The sequence below is a fragment of the Spirosoma harenae genome (genome assembly GCF_054776975.1).
The window spans coordinates 403254-418604 of the sequence record NZ_BAAHBD010000007.1; the positions used below are offsets into that span (position 1 = coordinate 403254).

Annotated in this window: 10 protein-coding genes; all 10 read right to left on the minus strand. The window is 47.4% G+C overall.

The genetic code is table 11. The features are described 5' to 3' along the window. Nucleotides 1-25: 25 nt before the first annotated feature. The 10 genes from gnd to sov all read right to left on the minus strand — a co-directional run bounded on the left by gnd (nt 26) and on the right by sov (nt 15308). Nucleotides 26-922 (minus strand): phosphogluconate dehydrogenase (NAD(+)-dependent, decarboxylating), encoded by an 897-nt coding sequence (gene gnd, locus ACYVE4_RS07630; protein WP_460996625.1) that lies wholly within the window; start codon nt 920-922, stop codon nt 26-28. A gap of 132 nt (nt 923-1054) precedes the next feature. Next, nucleotides 1055-1414, minus strand: a complete 360-nt coding sequence (locus ACYVE4_RS07635) for a VanZ family protein (RefSeq protein ID WP_460996626.1) — start codon at nt 1412-1414, stop codon at nt 1055-1057. Next, nucleotides 1411-2136, minus strand: a complete 726-nt coding sequence (gene gldF / locus ACYVE4_RS07640; RefSeq protein WP_460996627.1) for a gliding motility-associated ABC transporter permease subunit GldF — start codon at nt 2134-2136, stop codon at nt 1411-1413. The genes ACYVE4_RS07635 and gldF overlap by 4 nt, the downstream gene beginning before the upstream one ends. Nucleotides 2137-2159: 23 nt before the next feature. After that, nucleotides 2160-2681, minus strand: coding sequence for a DUF4199 domain-containing protein (locus ACYVE4_RS07645; RefSeq protein ID WP_460996628.1), 522 nt, complete (start codon nt 2679-2681; stop codon nt 2160-2162). A gap of 22 nt (nt 2682-2703) precedes the next feature. Next, a complete protein-coding gene (locus tag ACYVE4_RS07650) occupies nt 2704-3255 on the minus strand; it encodes a DUF4199 domain-containing protein (RefSeq protein ID WP_460996629.1) in 552 nt (183 codons plus the stop codon). Beyond that, nucleotides 3252-4550 (minus strand): dihydroorotase, encoded by a 1299-nt coding sequence (locus ACYVE4_RS07655; RefSeq protein ID WP_460996630.1) that lies wholly within the window; start codon nt 4548-4550, stop codon nt 3252-3254. Before ACYVE4_RS07655 ends, ACYVE4_RS07650 begins: the two co-directional genes overlap by 4 nt. 97 nt (nt 4551-4647) lie before the next feature. Further along, nucleotides 4648-5031 (minus strand): glycine cleavage system protein GcvH, encoded by a 384-nt coding sequence (gene gcvH / locus ACYVE4_RS07660; RefSeq protein ID WP_460996631.1) that lies wholly within the window; start codon nt 5029-5031, stop codon nt 4648-4650. A 302-nt stretch (nt 5032-5333) separates the two neighbouring features. Beyond that, a complete protein-coding gene (locus tag ACYVE4_RS07665) occupies nt 5334-6395 on the minus strand; it encodes an aldo/keto reductase (RefSeq protein ID WP_460996632.1) in 1062 nt (353 codons plus the stop codon). Between the two features lie 36 nt (nt 6396-6431). Continuing rightward, a complete protein-coding gene (locus ACYVE4_RS07670; protein WP_460996634.1) occupies nt 6432-7529 on the minus strand; it encodes a BamA/TamA family outer membrane protein in 1098 nt (365 codons plus the stop codon). A 159-nt stretch (nt 7530-7688) separates the two neighbouring features. After that, complete coding sequence (gene sov, locus ACYVE4_RS07675) at nt 7689-15308, minus strand: T9SS outer membrane translocon Sov/SprA (RefSeq protein WP_460996635.1); 7620 nt, start codon at nt 15306-15308, stop codon at nt 7689-7691. Between the last annotated feature and the right edge of the window lie 43 nt (nt 15309-15351).

The following is a 15351-nucleotide window of genomic DNA, read 5'->3' on the forward strand; positions in this document are numbered from 1 at the left end:
GAACTTTTTTTCGTTAATGCGAAATTTATTTTTTTTCAACCGCGTGACCACCGAACTCATTCCGCAACGCAGCGACGACTTTTCCTGTGAATGTGTCATCCTGTAAAGAGCGATAACGCATGATCAGCGAGAGGGCAATAACCGGTGTTGGAACGCCCAGATCAAGTGCCGTTTCGAGCGTCCATTTGCCTTCGCCCGATGAAAACATCTTGCCTTTAATGCCATCAAGTTTTGGGTCTTTGCTGAACGCGTCTTCCGTCAGTTCCATCAGCCAGCTGCGAATAACGGAGCCATGATTCCACATTTTAGCCACTGCTTCAAAATCAATCGGAAACGGACCCTTTTCCAGCACTTCAAAACCTTCTGCAATGGACTGCATCATGCCGTATTCGATACCGTTATGTACCATTTTGGTAAAGTGGCCGCTACCGGCTGAACCAGTGTAGAGGTAACCATCTTCTACGGAAATGTCCTGAAATACTTTGTGTAATGGTTCAATCACGTCGGGATCTCCGCCAACCATGGTACAGGCCCCATTCAGTGCACCACTGATTCCCCCACTGGTACCGCAATCCAGAAAACCGATACCTTTTTCTTTCAGATAATCATGGCGTCGCATGGAATCCTTATACTGCGAATTTCCGCCATCGATAAGTGTATCGCCCGGTTGCAGAAGTGGTAGCAATTGCTCGATAACCTTATCAACCAGTGGACCAGCTGGAATCATCAGCCATAACACCCGTTTTTCGGGAAGCGCATTGTACATGGCTTCCAGCGTATTTGCCCCTTGAGCACCTTCTTCCTTAACAGCCTCTACCAACGTTGCATTGATGTCGTAGCCGACAACCGTATGGCCATGCTTTATTAAGTTGCTGACGAGATTAAATCCCATCTTCCCTAAGCCAATGAATCCAATATGCATAACTTTCTATGGTTTGAAAGAAGCAAATTGGCGATTTTTTTCCTGATCAGCGTTCAGATAATTCGTTAGAATTTGATTAAGAATCAGACTCTATACTTTATTACACCCTCAAACTGAGTATAATCCTTCGGTTTAAGAAATCATAAGTCTCAACTTTTTGGGTAGTAACCAAACGATCAGAATACCGGCCACAGCGCCAAGGCTATCGGCAGCTAAGTCCATCCAGTCGGCGCTTCGATTGATGGGTAGTATGTATTGAAGAACTTCGATGAGGGCACCAAACAAAATTCCAGCAATGAGTACGCGGCCTACCTGAAAGCCGGTTAGCGCCCATAGCAGTGTAAAAGGTGCGAAAATGAGTATATGCAGCACTTTATCATTCCAGGTTGCTAACTCGCCAGGAATTTCCTCGTGAGGAGTCAGGCAGCCGATTAGCATAATGATTGTCCAGATGATGGCTAACCAGCGAACCAGCGCAGGGGGAATTTTCATAAAGTCGATTTTAATCGATTGGTTGTCAGAAGTAAGAAGAAGGCAGTTACACTAACCAGGTAAACAACATTTCGACTATCAATGACTCCTCGGCCAAGAGCTCTGTATTGTTCATCCAGGGCAAATAAAGAAAGGTAATACGATAGGCCGCCTAAAGCCGATAAGCCTGCCAGCGCATTCAGGCCGATGTAAAGCAGAAAACAAATAAATACGCCCAGCACGAAAGCCACTACCTGATTGTCGTTGAACGAGGACGACCATAAACCAATGGCAACAAATACGCAGGCTAGTAAAACCAGACCAATGTAGGAGCCAAATACACCGGCTGAATCTATATTGCCCGCTGGTGAGCCAAGCTGATAGAGCGAAAGATAATAGAGAAGGGTAGGCACCAGTGTAATAATGACTAATAACCAGCTCGCCAGAAATTTCCCCAAGACGATTCCCCAACGACTGACGGGTTTTGTCAACAGCCATTCTAGTGTACCCAAACGCACTTCATCGGCAATCGAACGCATGGTGATGGCAGGTACCAAAAATAGCATCAGATAGGGCGTTAGATTAAAAAACGTACCCATATCGGCATATCCGTTCTCCAGCAGGCTTGTATCGGGAAATACCCAGAGCAACAAACCCATAGCGGTCAGGAATACGCCCATAATAATATAGGCAATGGGCGACGAAAAAAACTGATTGATTTCTTTCCGAAAAATAGCCAGCACGTAGTCAGTATGTAATAATGATTCTATTCAAACGGATTGTCTTTGTTTCGACGTATAAATGCCGCAATAATCAGTGAAAAAACCAGCCCTAATAGCACAGACCCAATAACACCAAAGGCAAACAAAATGCCTGGGCTCTGAAATTTTTCCATGATTTCAATAGTCTGGTCAATTTGCTCATCCGACATCTTTCCCTGATCTTCCATCTGCTCACGCGCCTTTTCAGCTGCCCGCTCCATCATATTAGTGTTGATGAACGTCATGTAGAATACGGAAAATACGCTGGAGATTAGACCGGAAATTGCTGCCGTTAGCGTACCTAAGCTAAGCCCCTGGCTATACGTCATGTAACCACCATTGAGTTTCTTAAACTCTTGCATCGCTAAAACAAGCCCAGTGATGGTGAGGGCGTACGCTACCAAACCCAGTCCTCTATTTCCAATGCTATCGGTAACAAATAGAATGATCGAGTAGATGATGGACGCAACGGCTAAGATAAGCCCCCATTTAATCGCAAGACGGGATGTTGAAATTGGTTCGTTCATCGTAGAATGGTCTTAGGACAAATCATTGCATAACACTATAATCCTGCTTTCGGAAAATAAGCGAAATAATGAGCACAGGTATTACCGCCAACGCGGTTTTCTTCGTCAGCTCATCGGGGAGCAATATAGAAGGCTGCATTGTGGACACTTTCTGCCATTGTTCGGTAAACGTTTCGGGGCCAAACTGATCGGTGATCTGCTTTTTGCCTTCCAACAGGAGCTTTTTTGAATTCGTTATATATTCAGCAAAAACTCCCGGATCAATCTGAGTAACAAAGAAATAAATAAGCCAGCCTGTTACTAAAGCGGCTACCGTATTGAGCACGTAACCAATTGCCAGACCTTCCCACAAATGCAGTCGCCCATGACCGATATATTTCCGATAATACCAGACTGTAGCCAAGATTACAATGATATGAATGCCGTAATCCAGTACGCGAATGTTGCCTAATGCTGGTATATCCAGCGCGTACAAACCCAGAAAGTACAGGAAGCACAAAATACCCGTTGTGAAGCCTGCCAGCAGTGGAATCTTCAGTAACGGGTGATTAAAATAATTGATAATGTTTTTCATGAAGTACGGTTAAACTGGCCCTGATGTACGGTTCCGATCACAGCGCCCGTAAGTGTTTGCCCTAGAAACGGTGAGTTTTTCGACTTGGAGAACGTGCGACTATATACCCACTCGCGAGTTGGGTCAAAGAGTGTCAGGCTGGCTGTATTGCCTTCTCCGATACCTAAATTGGGTAAATGCAGAATACGTCGGGGATTTGTGTTTATCTTCTCGATGATTTGTGCTAACGATAACTGCTTATTATGCGTTAAAACAGCCGCAAACGCGGTTTCGAGACCAATCATGCCGAATTCAGCCTGATCAAATTCTACGTTTTTACTTTCAGCATCCTGGGGCGAATGATCCGATACAATTACATCAATTGTATCGTCTGCCAGCCCTTGCCACAATGCGGCTACATCCTCTGGAGAGCGGAAGGGTGGATTTACTTTCAGGTTTGTATCAAAACCCGCTAAAGCCGAATCATCGAAAACTAATTGATGCGCAGCAACATCGCAACTTACTGGCAGCCCGGCCGCTTTCGCCCGACGAATCAAATCAACCGACCGAGCAGATGAAATCGTGGAGAAATGCAAGGCAGAAGGCAGAGGACTATGGGCAGAGGGATCTTTTGCTCCATGCACGTAGTCCAGCAATCGTAAATCACGTTCGATGATCAGTTCTTCGGCAAGGGCAGGCATTCCTTTCAGACCCAATAAGGTACTTTGAACGCCCTCATGCATTTGCCCAAAACGGGTAAGTAATTGTTCTTCGGGCCGATTGATCAGTAGTCCGTTAATGGGTTGGAGATACTGAAGCGTTTTGAGAAGTAGATCTGGGTTCTGGAGCGGGTGAGTGCCATCAGAAAACGCAACGGCTCCCGCCCGATGCAGATCGAGCATTTCGGTGAAATCTTCACCAGCCGCTTTTTTCGTCACAGCCGCAATGGTATGCACGCTGACCGGTTGCCCTTCGGCCATGCGTTTGATATAACCGAGCGTCCCCTTATCGTCGACTACAGGATAGGTATTAGGTAGTACAGCAATATCCGTAAAACCCCCAGCCGCAGCCGCCTGACATACACTGGCTAGATCTTCTTTATGTTCATAACCGGGGTCCTGCGCCAATACGCGCATATCGAACCAACCCGATGATACGTGTAGATTTTTGGATTCAATAATAGGAACTTCGGAGGGGGCCGACAGATTTTCACCAATTTGGCGAATCAGGCCGTTTTCAACCAGAATATCAACCACCTGTCCGTCGAACGACGAAGCAGTATCAACAACGCGGGCAGAACGGATTAATAATTGCATAGAAAACTCCCGATTTGGTTCGACAAAACGGGGCTATGGATAAGTGATTATCAAAAAAAAGCTCCTTGCGGAGCCTTTTACTAATTTATTCCGTGAATCAGGCACCTACCAGACTCTTATAAGCATCGACCGTTAGGAGACTATCTTTCTGACTAGCATCAGCAGGTTTTAGCCGGATAATCCAGCCTTCGCCATAGGGGTCGCTGTTCAGTAATTCGGGACTTTTCTCAATCGCTGGATTTAACTCAAGTACTTCGCCTTCAATCGGTAAAAACAGATCCGATACGGTTTTAACGGCTTCTACAGCACCGAATACCTCACCTTTGCCTAAGGTTTGTCCAACAGTATTGATATCAACGAAAATGATATCGCCCAATTCGTGCTGTGCGTGATCGGTAATTCCAATTACGGCGGTGCCGTCATCCTCTATCCGAATCCACTCGTGATCCTCCGTATAACTCAGCTCTGCAGGAAAATTCATTGTAGGGGTGTTTATCTAGAATATCCACAAAATTCGGTATCCGATGCCGAATTTGCAAACCATAATCCAGATGCCTGTCTATAGTTACAATAAGTTGCACAGACTCTTTGCTGGTCTGTACAACTTTATTGATTGATTACTTGGCTGCTACCGTTTCCAGGTCTGTGTCCTCACAGATCCCTTATCGGAGAATCGCGTTGGCTGACGCACAGGCGTCTGTGAGGACACAGACCTGGGGAGTTCGGCGGTTAGTTAATTCAACTCAATCAGTGGTGAGCTAATAAATATTGTTATAATCTACTTTATTTAGAAGCTACAGTCGATTGATTGGGTGAAAAATTATAGGCACCAAATCGGTCACCACTTTGCCGTTGAATCATCCATTGCGGATACGGCTTCGGATTCGCACTTACCTGATCCAGTTGGTCGAGTTGTTCGGATGTTAGGCTAATCTCTACCGCTTTGATATTATCGACTAATTGATCCGTATTTTTTGCGCCGATAATAACGCTTGTAATGGCTGGTTTCGCCAACACCCAGGCCAGGGCAATACGGGCGACCGAAACGCCATGCGCTTCTGCAATTTTTTCCATTACATCAATAATGTCGTAAGCGCGCTCCTGATTGACAGGGGGAAAATCAAAGCCAAGTCGGCGCGAATCGCCTTCGGGTTTATTGTCCCGAGTATATTTTCCTGATAAAAAACCACCGGCCAGCGGACTCCAGGGTAGAATCGCCATTTGCTGATCCTGTACCATCGGCACGATTTCGTTTTCGAGATCGCGACCAGCAATAGAGTAGTAATTCTGGGTCGAAATAAACTTCGTCCAGCCATTCTTTTCGGCGATTCCGTTGGCTTTCATCATCTGCCAGGCCGCCAGATTCGAGCAACCGATGTAGCGCACTTTTCCACTCCGCACCACATCTTCCAGACCACGCATCGTTTCTTCTAGTGGCGTGATAGGGTCGAATCCGTGAATTTGATAGAGATCAACATGGTCGGTTTGAAGTCGTTTCAGGCTACCTTCGATCTGCTGCATAATTTGCAGTCGACCGAGCCCAACCTGATTTTTCCCTTCGCCCATTCGTCCACGAACTTTGGTAGCAATGATCAATTCGTCGCGCGACAATCCGAGCGATTTTATCGACGCACCTAATAACTCTTCCGACTCACCAAAGGAATACACATTGGCGGTGTCGATAAAATTAATGCCGATATCCACTGCCGTTTTCAGGATGTCATTTACGGTGTCGAGCTGGAGTTCGCCGATGGCTTTCCAATAGCCATTCCCACCAAACGTCATTGTACCAAGGCAAATCTCAGAGACCAATACGCCGGTATTGCCAAGCGGGTTGTATTTCATGTGTTAGATTAAACAGGTTTTGGTTACAGATTTGGTTTAAAATGCTTCGCCGAGAGAAAAATATAGCCCCGTTCCTTCACGTGTTACGCCCACATCGGCCCGAAGGAATACATCTTTTCGCTGAAAAAAGAGAAACCGAAGACCTCCTCCAACCGCCCAACGAAATTGGTTAAATTGGATTTTATCGAGTGTTGGCGCAACCGTTCCTAGTCCGGCGAATACCGTTCCGCCCCAGCGCTTGCTGAAACTAAACGGCAACCAGCGTATTTCGGTTTGCATGGCGATCAGGTTTTTATCACGATAACGACCTAAGTAATAGCCGCGCATCAGGTTTTCTCCGCCCAACAAAGCCATGTTATTAAAAGGAACTGTGCCAGACATTAATACGCCCGAAAGCTGCGCTGCAATAATTCGGTTTGGTTTTCCCAAAGGCCGATAGATACGACCGTCAATGACAATACTCTGGTAATCAAAATCACTACCGACGGCTTGTCGATACGCCAGAAATCCTGCTTCAAGAAACTGCCCATTCCGAACATTGAGCACGTTTTTACGGGTGTCATTTACGATAGCCACGCCAACCCCAACACTCGACGAGCCTTCGCTGCCGACGGGCCGTATGAAGGCTGAAGAATCAGAATGCTCAAAGGAGACACGATGAATATTCTGATAATCGACTTCGAGACCGGCATACCAGCTCGCGTAAACTTTTCGCAATACGCGCTGACGAAACTGTATCTGATTGGAATTGACCAGCGCCGGATTATGGGGTTGCGTTTCATGGCCAATGCCATAATAGAGCAACGGAAATTGCTGGTAACGAACTCGACCTAATAAAAAATACTTGTTTTGATCGGAGTAAACCGCGTTTTCGAGTTGGGCGCCAAATTGGCCGCGTAGCGTAAGAAAAGTATATAAAGTTATCTCACTCAGCCGGTTGACGGTCGTATCATCTTTGGCGTAATAGAGCGAGAAGGTGCGTAGGCCAACCTCCAGACTGGTTTCAGGAGCATAGCCTAACGTTGGAAAAACTAAAATCTTGGACGACTCGGCCGATGAGGTATCATTCAGGGTTTGGTAGATAAATCGTCCAAGGCCGCGCTGAAATACTTTAGGGACTGGCTTTTGTGCCATTACGAATAAGGGCGCACACAACAGAATTGTCAGAAAGCCAGACCATCTCATCCGTGTTCTAAAAAGTATGTTCTATTACTATAGAACTTTCATTCAGGGCAATCGTTCACCCTCTCACTAGGTTTATTATTTCAGGAAACACTAAAAAGGCAAGTCCGATTACTCAGCCAGATTAAACTTCAACTGAACACCGCCAGCCGTAGTTGCCCGCTTGAAGGAGTTCGAAACGAGAGGATCGTTGAACGTACGGTCGAAATAGAGGTTGAAATTCAACCGGCGATTAACGATATAACTGATCTGCGGACGTAATTGGAAGTTCACATTACCCGCCGTAACGGTCTGTTCAGCATCCAGTTTTCGTTGGATGGTTCGTGTGTCGCGGAAGGTTAGTGCACAGGAGAACGTCAAATCATTTTTCAGTCGCTTATAGGCTCCATTGATCCGGAATGGAATCCGGACATTTTGCCGAGTGAAGCCAAGCGAGGCTGTCAGATCTTTGTTGCTCAGTTCCGCTACCTGCGCATTCGATAAACTCAAGGCTACATCACGACTCTGGTTATACGATAGCTGACCATTAATCCGACTTTTCGTCTGAACCTGAACGCCAATCATTGGGGCAAACTTCTCCGACATGGTAATCGTACTCATCGCGACAACCGGCATAAATTGGCCTAACTGGTTGGTCAGCGTTCCGACGCCAAAATCCTGAACGGCCAGATTCACGTAGGCGGCTGTGTAATCCAGATTCGAAATGTAATTACCTACGCTGTACGTCGATGTGTAGCTATGATTGATCGTGAATGCACTAAATGCTTTCCGAATAAAGCCCAGTCCCGACATACCGTTATAGGTGATCGTCCAGTTCGGAAGCGGGAAATTATAGAAGGGCGAGAATTTCGCTTTCTCTTTCTGCTGACCACTATAAGCCGCAAAGAACGACGGGATCAATACATCCTGCGCATTCAGGTCATACGTACCGGCCCGATTCCCTTCCCGAGCTTTGTCGTTGAGCACCTTCGCGAAATAAGTTCGATAGCTCTCCAGACTGTCAAATAAAACAGACGTATTATCATCACGAAGCCCCTTGAAAGCCGTTCGGAACGACCAGAACGACATACTGAATTGACCACTTCGAACGGGTGATTGGGTTTCAAACGCCCCGCCCTGCGAACCCGGACGGAAATATTCCTGATACGCATCCGTCCGATCCAGTTTCCAGTTGATAATCATCCGGAAATCTTTGAACGGTTCCAGGGTAGTACTCGCTGTAAATTTCTTCGTAATGTTTTGCTGGAAAGCTGTATTCTGGATCGTACTTGGCGAAAGCCAGCCTTTCTGAGCAGCTTTATAGGCGATATTACGATCCTGACCGCCCAATACGAAGTTCAGACCCGGTGCATTTTCAGGACTTAAACCAAAGAATTTCGGTGTTGGCAGGAAGCCAGGCAGAATGGTCGATTCCTGGAGTGTATAGGAGAAATTAATTCCACGTACAGTCAATAAAGCCCGTGTGAAGTTTTTGAGCACTTTACTTTCCCCCCGTTCAATTTCTTCGATATCGCCAGGGTTACGGGCGAAGTTTTTCCGAATAGGAGCGGGGGTATTGGCAAAACGCAGGTAGCGTATTTTGTTGTACAGTCGAATTAAATCGACCCGCCCCGTAATGCCCTGCTCACGATTATTTCTGATAATATTGCCAAACGGAACACCAAGAGAATCGACAATTCCGTACGAATTTGCCTGGAACTGATAGCCAACGCCATAAACCGCATCAGCGGCTATCCAGTCGAGCAAAGGGATTTTGTCAAGCGGAAGTCGATACGTGGCCCGGATATCCTGCACAAAATTTTTCATCCGACCCAGATGCTTAATGCTTGACCAGATTGAGTCTTTCTTAGCCTGAGTATTGATATCACCTGCGGGTTCGTCAATCACTGCATTCGCCTGAGAATGGTAGGTCAGTACCAGGCTTCGGGTCAGATTCCAGGTCAGGTCGTAATAGCGATTGAACAGGAAATATTTTTCAAACTGGGGTAGAATACCGTTCGTCGTCAGATCGGATGAGCGGAGTTGGGTCTTGATAAAACTCCGATCCATATCGGTACGGATAGATACCAGCGACGGCAATAGCGTTATGTTAAAGTCTTTCAACCAGCGTAGGTAAGGTGCTTCAAACGATTGTACATTCCGGAACGGCTCAAACGGTTTAGGTTGCGCACTATAGGTATAGGAGATGCCTCCCCGATGCTGGGCCTGTAGGTATTCCTGCGTCAGGATGTTCGTACGCTTCATGTCGTTGAACGCATACGTAAAGGCAAAGTTTTCAATATCCCAGAAATGCGATTTCGAATTTGGATTGGTTTTTACCTTTCTGACATTCGAGAAATTATAGCCCCGTCGGGTGGTATTGTCCTGTACTAACCGATTGTAACTAGCCCGATCCGCTTCCGATTTGGTCGACAGCGACGTTTCCAGCGGCATATCGGGGTCTAGCGGATCGAAATGAGGATCAACATTCCGGTGGTCGTAGTTTACGTAAAATGGAATTTTAAGGCCCCAGCTGGCGGGCAGGAATTTATCAATCGCCAGCGCCGACGATACCCCAAATTCTGTAGTGGTTTCGAGCGCACGATCTCCGATACGACTCTGTACACCACCGAATCCAAAAGTCGTAATACGTCCCGAGGCAGTCAATGTGCCGAGATCAGCCAATTTCATGCTTAAAGCCGCGATGGCTGCTGTTCCGGCATGCTGATCGTATCCATTCGCCCGCAACTCATCGACCCAAATGGTAAACGTTTTCGGTCGTTCGCCATCACCCGGTATTTTGGGATTTCGCATCCCAATCATTATAGATTGCACCGAACTTAAATCTGGGTTACCCACCACAGTTATCTGATAAATACCATTTGAGGCCGTTTCTGTATAGGGCAGCGACGTTTGGCGACCAAACTGTCGGTTGCGATTGGCTTTGAGGTTAATCAGTTCGGCAAGCGCAATATCCAGTTGGTTCGCCGTTGGCCAGACAGCCTCAGCATCCGTCGTATTTGGAAGCGTAGCGACCAGTCGGGGAATTTCAATTTCGTAATAGTTATCGGTATAATCCGTACCCAACCGCACAAATGCCGATACCTGACCACTTTCATTATCAGGGTTGTGCATGTGTACGAACATTTTGAGTCGTTCGCGGAAAAGCAGGTTGAAATTCGTGTTTTTGAACGCCCCCCGCGAATCGCCATCCCGCAGATTCGTTACGCTCAGGCGCATCGACTGCTCGTTCAGTTCAACTACGTTTGGCTGGGTATAATCGCGGTCACGAACGTAGCCTGGTGGGACAGAATAAATGTATTTATCGCCACCCTGAGCGGTTACCTGAGTACTGCTGTTCTCTTCGATATTAACCGTCGATACGGTAAAATTGGCGTCGTAAGGTTCAGGAACTTCCTGTAAACCATGCTGATTCAGGTCGCCGGTATATTTGCGGTACTGGTTGGCTTCCATTTGTAATTCGGCAAATCGAAGTACTACAGGATTGGCAAATCCGGTCAGATACATTCGCAAAAACCGGATGGATTTGAATCCATTGATACTGCCCACTTTTCGCAGATACTCACGTACCGGAATCCGGAACTGATACCAGTTTACAACGCCACCCGGCGCTCCTTTGGTTGGTACAGACACCTTATCGATAATGTACTTATTTTGACCTACCTGAATTTTGCCCGGTTGCAGATCTACTTCGTATTCGTAATAGGCTTCATTATCGTTGATCGTATTGTCAGTATTCAGATCTTCAATATCGGGCAGCGTCGACGAAGCGGGGGTTAGGTATTGATTGGTGCTGGTATTTTCGGGCGAGTTATTCTCCATGCCCATATACTGCTTATACCGAGCGATGATGTATTTCTGCTGATCGGCTTCGTCGCCCAGGTAAAATTTGAAATCATCGCCCGAGGGGTCTTGCTCAATCTCGGCCAATGCATTGGGATCGGTAACTCGCGTACGAATTGCGGTCAGGTAATTTCTGAAGAAATCCCGCTCGGCGGTTACTCCTGCTGGAATATTAGGCTGGCTACTTAAACCATCCAGACCAATATCCTGCTGCTCTCGCGAACCCGTCTGGAAGGCATTGGTTACGAATTGCCGCGTTGGTGCCCGTCCCCACGAAGTATTTTCGGTTCCGGGATTTCGGACGCTAATTGCCGAGTCGAGCGGGAAACCGTTCTCAAATTCGTAGCGGCTGTCTTTAACGACATCCTCCGAAATATCACCCAGGTTGAACACCAGCTTTCCGCCTTCGGTACGGCCTGTGTTATCGAAAAACTGACTTGGATCCGGACCACCACGAATAACCCCAGAAGGGCCTTGTACAAATGGGTCCATAAGCCAGAACGTCAGGTTTTCGACGTTGGCGTTATCGAAGTCTATATCTGATGCAATAGCGCGGGTAACCGATCCAAAATTGCCTCGTGGATTTGGCAGACGCCCATTCGCATCCAGGTTAGGATTGTAGTTGTACATACCCCGTTCGCTAGGGAAATACGAAACATCCAGGATGTTTTCGGGCAACTGAACAGGGCGCGCGGATCGGCCTGGAAATAGTTCTTGGGGCAGGAACGGGCGCTCATACACGTGCGAGTTGACATCATCAATATCAATATTGGATGATACTCCCAAACCAGTTGATCCAAAAATACTGGGGTCAACCGTATAAACTGAAATTCGGGCGCGGTTATACGCATACGGCAAGGGATCGGCAAAAGAGCCCTGCGGAAACTGCTGGGGGGTTGCCCCTAATCGCCAGCGCGTAGGTTGGCGTGTTAAATCGAAAATAGTACGGGCAGCCTCAAAATCGTCCAGATAACTTTCATTCCGAGCCCGCTGGTTGGTTCCTGGGAAGAGTTGTGCTACTTCGCCGGTAAACTGAACTGTTGATAGTTCTTTCGTCTGAACGCCCGGTAGCGCATCAAGTAAGCGAGTCAGACCGGGGGCGTCTTTGCGAATGTTCGCGTTAAGACCAACAATTGTATTGTTAACAGGTTCATTGCCAAGCGCTACACGAGTCAGAAAGCCAGCGGGGGTTTCCTTCATGTGCATGGCCGTCATACCGATACTAATGTCGCGGTTAATGGCATAGTCCAGACGAGTGCCAACCAGCGTTCTAATCTGGTTCTGGAAAAGATCCGGTTGCTCGTAACTAATCCGAATTTCACGTCCAGAGTTCGTTACGCTTTCGTTAATAATTCGTAATCGACCCGTTTGCGATTCCAGCACATAATCCTGACCAGCCATCAGAGCCACGCCACCTGCCGTAACCGTAACCGATTGTTCATTAACCCCGTAAGGCAATTGCACTTCTGCTCCATTGCCTGACTGGAATGAGCCTTTCAGGAAAAATTTATTTTTATCGGCAAGCTGAGTGGCGTCGGCCTTGGTCGTCGTATAAAGTTGTCTGAAAACGTATTTAGCTTTCAAGGCATCCTCATCAGCGTCGAACTGTTGCTCCAGAAAAGAACCAAACGGCTCGAGTACCGGGAAGATGATTTTTCCATATCGACTGTCGATGGTATAATTCTCTACATAATCGAAATTTCCATCGGGCTGGGCGTCTAGTTGCTGGTTCAGGCGATCCATACCAAACAGTTGAACCAACGGACGATTCTGTGTGCGTCGGCCTTCCTGCAAGTTTGGGTTATCGATACCCGTCAGGTCATCTTTATAAATAACGCGGAGTTGAAAACCTTGCCGGGTAATCTGCGATGTACTGAGCGGATAAATGTTTTTCATCATCAGATTCCACATTGGCAACTGGAGATTGTTACGGAGCGTCGATGATTTCAACAGCTTCAGAACCAGCACTTCGTCGGCCCGCCGGGACTGATAATCCTCGGTCAATTCACCGACTTTATAGCGTCGGCCCTGATACGTATATTCATAAGCAACCGCCAGAATTTCATCGTTGCGCAGTGGCGTTACCAGCGAGATATAGCCCAGATCGGCCTGTAAGCGATATTCTCTGTCTGTCAGTCGTTTAGCACCCCGTAACAAATCATAGTCTGTTCCTTTCGCTAGTTGGAACGTATTTGTCAATTGATCGTTTGTCTGGTCGATTTGCCGAAAGGGTTGATTCGATTGAGCAGTCAGTTTTGTGAATAAACCGTTAGCTGAGTTATCGGATGGCGTGCGGTTATTGCGCGAAAACGGCGCTACGTTCGGATTCGTCTGGCTATACGGATTGCCTTCGCCCAAATCCTGAAAGCCAACAATGTTTCGGAGCGTTTCGGTCGTGTTCGTCCGGTTCGTCACATAAACCTCAATCCGGGTTACATTGACCCCAGAGGTAACCTGTGGCATCGTTTTTAACGACGATTCGTAGATCGACCGGAAAAATTGCGACAGGAAGAAGTGTTGATTTTCATCGTAATTATCCGCCCGGATTTCGAACGGTCGGTTCGATGTACCTCCCCGTAGAACGATCTCGTTCTTGCGCGACCGTTGTTGCGAAGCGACTAACGTAGCATTGAGTTTACCGAAACGTAATTGGGTTTTAATCCCGAATAGATTTTGTACGCCCGGAATTAACTGACTATTAACCGCCCAGCTAATGTTACCAACTTCAAGTCCCTGCAAAATGCTCTCATTCTGAGGGGTGAAATTTGGTAAACCCGTGGCTGGATTCAGACTGGGCACGTTCGGTGCTCCAGGCAGGCTGGGTACGCTAGGTAATCCCGGTAATCCCTGGCCCGTACCCAACGGAGGAAGTCCGCCACCCGGTTTGTAGTTGAGTTTCAGCGCATTCTCAAAATTGAAACTGGCTTTCGTATCGAAGTTGGCCAATACGCCCAGTTTCTCGCCAATTTTACCGTTGAAGTTGATGCTGATCTGTTCGTTAAACAGGAAATTTCCCGTTCGGCGCTGACGGACCGGATAGGCTGGATTGTCGTTGAACTGATAGAGATAACCAAAATCGAGCGTAACGAAACCATTCGGTTTAAAATCAACCTGACTGCCTCCAAAAAGGCGATCAATAATGGGTGGCAGTTCGAGTTTAGGAATCAATCCACGACCACTGATTGCACTTTGACCATCACGCTTGGCGCCATATTCTCGCCAGAGATTCTGTTCAAGATTTTGATTTTGGAGTTGATTATACGTTGAATATGGAATCGTTTCGGCTGGCCGATACGGTAATCCATATTGCGACGGTGGAAGCGATAAACCCGGAAGGGGCTGTCCCGGCGGACTCGTAGCCGAAGAAGGGGCTGTCGTTTGTCCCTGTACGTTGTTAGACATGGGCGCACCGGATAGAGACACACCTGTACGAACGCGCTCCGTAACGCCAATTCCTCCATCTGGACTGAGCCGGAAATCGGTGGATACACCTTTGGGATCGCGTAAAATAAAGGGTGATTTCGATGGACGCTCAGAGAAACGTGTGGCTCGACGATCTGGCCAGTTGACGGTTGGACGGCGATTGGCGCTGCGGGCAGCCCGAATACTGTCGGTTCGATCCTGAATGGCCTGTTTAACCGAATCGGCTCGCATCTGTGCTTTCCGACGGGCTTCTGCACGAGCCGAGTCAGTGGCCGCTTGCTGTCGACGGGCGGCTGCTCCGCGTCGGGCCGGGGGTGTTGATGGATTCTGACCGAAGGTAACTCCAAGTCCCAACAACACCCAGCATCCCAGCGTTAACCAACTATTCACTCCGAATAAGGTTCTGCTAACGTTGAGAAGGGATGGTGTAAATGTAAAACTGTGAACAAAGTAAGGGTTCACCATTTGGGGACTTTCGGGTTCAGAATTGGTAGCGTACGGTACATTC

What these genes read in the sequence shown, in the direction of transcription:
- sov (WP_460996635.1), bottom strand. Translation starts at nt 15,308, where the DNA reads ATGGTGAACCCTTACTTTGTTCACAGTTTTACATTTACACCATCCCTT.
- ACYVE4_RS07645 (WP_460996628.1), bottom strand. Translation starts at nt 2,681, where the DNA reads ATGAACGAACCAATTTCAACATCCCGTCTTGCGATTAAATGGGGGCTT.
- ACYVE4_RS07635 (WP_460996626.1), bottom strand. Translation starts at nt 1,414, where the DNA reads ATGAAAATTCCCCCTGCGCTGGTTCGCTGGTTAGCCATCATCTGGACA.
- gcvH (WP_460996631.1), bottom strand. Translation starts at nt 5,031, where the DNA reads ATGAATTTTCCTGCAGAGCTGAGTTATACGGAGGATCACGAGTGGATT.
- ACYVE4_RS07670 (WP_460996634.1), bottom strand. Translation starts at nt 7,529, where the DNA reads ATGGCACAAAAGCCAGTCCCTAAAGTATTTCAGCGCGGCCTTGGACGA.
- ACYVE4_RS07665 (WP_460996632.1), bottom strand. Translation starts at nt 6,395, where the DNA reads ATGAAATACAACCCGCTTGGCAATACCGGCGTATTGGTCTCTGAGATT.
- gnd (WP_460996625.1), bottom strand. Translation starts at nt 922, where the DNA reads ATGCATATTGGATTCATTGGCTTAGGGAAGATGGGATTTAATCTCGTC.
- ACYVE4_RS07655 (WP_460996630.1), bottom strand. Translation starts at nt 4,550, where the DNA reads ATGCAATTATTAATCCGTTCTGCCCGCGTTGTTGATACTGCTTCGTCG.
- ACYVE4_RS07650 (WP_460996629.1), bottom strand. Translation starts at nt 3,255, where the DNA reads ATGAAAAACATTATCAATTATTTTAATCACCCGTTACTGAAGATTCCA.